The organism is Cupriavidus basilensis (genome assembly GCF_029335485.1).
Lineage (GTDB): Bacteria > Pseudomonadota > Gammaproteobacteria > Burkholderiales > Burkholderiaceae > Cupriavidus > Cupriavidus basilensis_E.
The window spans coordinates 1-1,782 of sequence record NZ_JARJLM010000405.1 but is presented as its reverse complement, the minus strand read 5'-3'; the positions used below and the strand labels follow the sequence as shown (position 1 = coordinate 1,782).

The 1,782-nt window shown below is 64.3% G+C and carries 1 protein-coding gene; it reads right to left on the bottom strand.

Annotated elements, in window-relative coordinates:
• Nucleotides 1-4 precede the first annotated feature (4 nt).
• Nucleotides 5-1,564 (bottom strand): sulfatase-like hydrolase/transferase, encoded by a 1,560-nt coding sequence (locus P3W85_RS24305; RefSeq protein ID WP_276266652.1) that lies wholly within the window; start codon nucleotides 1,562-1,564, stop codon nucleotides 5-7.
• Nucleotides 1,565-1,782: the final 218 nt, after the last annotated feature.

Genomic DNA, 1,782 nt, shown 5'->3' with positions numbered 1-1,782 from the left:
ACCATCACCACACGCCGAAAAATACCCCCGCCTGCTTATACACATTGGTCTTTGCCGCCACCTCTTCATTGCTCACCGTGGTGCGCGGCTTGAGGGTGCAGAACCACTCCAGCAGGTGCAGCCGCATCGCCGAACGGACCGCCTCGTGGCCAGGGTCGGCGCCAAGGTCGAAGAACTCGTCGGGGTCGCGTTCCAGGTCGAACAGCTGCGGGCGGAAGCCCTGCCAGTGCACATACTTCCACCGCGCATTGCGCACCATCCAGGCCCGGCATTCCCCCGGCTGCCGCCCCAGCGCCACGCGTGCGCCGCGATAAGCGTAATCCAGCTCGGACACCACAAAATCCCGCCACACGCCATTGCCGCGCCCGCGCGTGAGATCCAGCAGGGAGCGGCCTTCCACGCGATGGTCGGCCGGCGGCAGGCCAAGCGCATCGAGCACCGTCGGCACCACATCCACGGCCGAGACCATGCGCGCATCGGCGCTGCCGCGGGTGGCATCGGCTTCGGGCGAGGGATCGTAGACGATCAGGGGGATGTTCTGCACGGTGTCGTAGAACTGCTCCTTCTCGCCGAGCCAGTGATCGCCCAGGAAATCGCCGTGGTCGGCAGTGAACACGATCAGCGTGTCCTGCCAGCGGCCGAGGCGTTCAAGCTGCTCCCATAGCTCGCCCAGCCGGTCGTCGATCTGCTGCACCAGGCCCTGGTAGGCGGGACGCACCGTATCAGAGACTTCGCTGCGCATGAAGTTGGCGCATTCCTCCTGGGTGCGGTAAGCGTCCAGCACCGGATGCGGGTCCTCCAGTTCGGCCTGGTGCCGCCTGAGCGGCAGGCAGTCGTCCAGGGCATAAGCCGCGTGGTAAGGCGCAGGGGCCATATAGGGCCAGTGCGGCTTGACCAGCGACAGGTGGAGCACCCAGGGATCATCGCCGCGCGCGGCGATGTACTGCATGGCCTGGCCCACGGTATAGGCCGTCTCCGAATGCGGCTCGGCCACGCGCGCCGGCAGGCCGGCGTTGCGCATGTGCCAGCCCGACACGATTTCGCCCTGAGCGTTTTCCGCGCTGATCACATAATCGGTCCACGGGTCGGCGCTGTCGTAGCCCTGCTGGCGCAGCCAGCTGGCATAAGCGCCGTGCGGCTCGGCGTGATGGCCGTCGTGCCGGTCCACCTCGACGAAATGTCCGCTGCGCAACAGCGTTTCCAGCTCGCTGCCGCCGTCGAGGTGCAAGCGCTTCATATTGGCGTTGTCAGGCATCACGTGGGTCTTGCCGGCGAGCGCCAGCGAGCGATGGCTGTCCTTCAGGTATTCCCCCAGCGTGACCTCGCCCACCGAGAGGGGAACCCGGTTCCAGGTTGCACCGTGGCTGCTGGGGTAGCGGCCGGTGTAGAAACTCATGCGGCTCGGGCCGCAGACGCCAGAGGTGACGAAGGCCCTGGTGAAGCGGACGCCGCGGGCGGCGAGGGCGTCGATGTTCTTCGTGCGTAGGGTGGGGTGGCCGTAGCAGGCCAGGTGGTCATGGCGGAGCTGATCGCACATGATGAAGAGGGTGTTATGGGTTGGCATGGGGTTTTGATTTAGAGTCAACCGCCTGGTTGTTTGAGGTTTTTTTTGGAATTTTGGCTTCTCGGGTTTTTGAGGTTTTGATGCTGGTTTGCAGGGCCTAAAGGCGAAGTGGTGTCAGGCCCTCGGGCACATGGAGGTGTCACTTTTCTTTACTCGTAAAGAAAAGTAACCAAAAGAAAGCGATCCTTGCAGGAGGCTGGCGTGTCGGGCTTGGTTGC

Excerpts from the sequence above, each read along its gene's own strand:
- P3W85_RS24305 (WP_276266652.1), bottom strand. The coding sequence starts at position 1,564 with ATGCCAACCCATAACACCCTCTTCATCATGTGCGATCAGCTCCGCCAT.